The following is a 528-nucleotide window of genomic DNA, read 5'->3' as shown; positions in this document are numbered from 1 at the left end:
AGTACTTCTACGGAGAGATAAGTTTCAGCTGTATTGTTTCAATTTTCAGCTTGTTCCAGATTGTTAAAGAGCAATATTTCACAACACACTGTATCTTGCGACCGCAGTACGTTTTGAAATAGTTTTATATGGTGGAGCTAAGCGGGATCGAACCGCTGACCTCCTGCGTGCAAGGCAGGCGCTCTCCCAGCTGAGCTATAGCCCCATATAAAAAGCAAAATACCTTATCGGCATAACTCATTCTCAGACCAGGCGCAGTCACGCGACGTTTATGGGTATAAACGAGTGTGCCTGTAACGCAGTATGAGGATGAGTTGGTGGGTCTGAGTGGACTTGAACCACCGACCTCACCCTTATCAGGGGTGCGCTCTAACCACCTGAGCTACAGACCCAACAAGGTACTAAAGCCCGACTAATTTCTCAGTCCGGCCTTATTTGCTCGTTACTTTCTATCAGACAATCTGTGTGGACACTGCGCAATGCGTATCTGAGGTAAGGAGGTGATCCAACCGCAGGTTCCCCTACGGT

Annotated in this window: 2 tRNA genes; both read right to left on the bottom strand. The window is 47.9% G+C overall.

Annotated features, from left to right (window positions below):
- Nucleotides 1-129: 129 nt before the first annotated feature.
- Nucleotides 130-205, bottom strand: a tRNA-Ala gene (locus FTA91_RS05910).
- 110 nt (nt 206-315) lie between these two features.
- Nucleotides 316-392: transfer RNA gene (locus FTA91_RS05905), tRNA-Ile, on the bottom strand.
- Nucleotides 393-528 lie beyond the last annotated feature (136 nt).

Origin of the sequence: Yersinia thracica, assembly GCF_902170565.1 — a bacterium.
Taxonomy (GTDB): Bacteria; Pseudomonadota; Gammaproteobacteria; order Enterobacterales; family Enterobacteriaceae; genus Yersinia; species Yersinia thracica.
The sequence above is the reverse complement of the archived record's forward strand: the minus strand, read 5'-3'. Positions and strand labels throughout refer to the sequence as shown.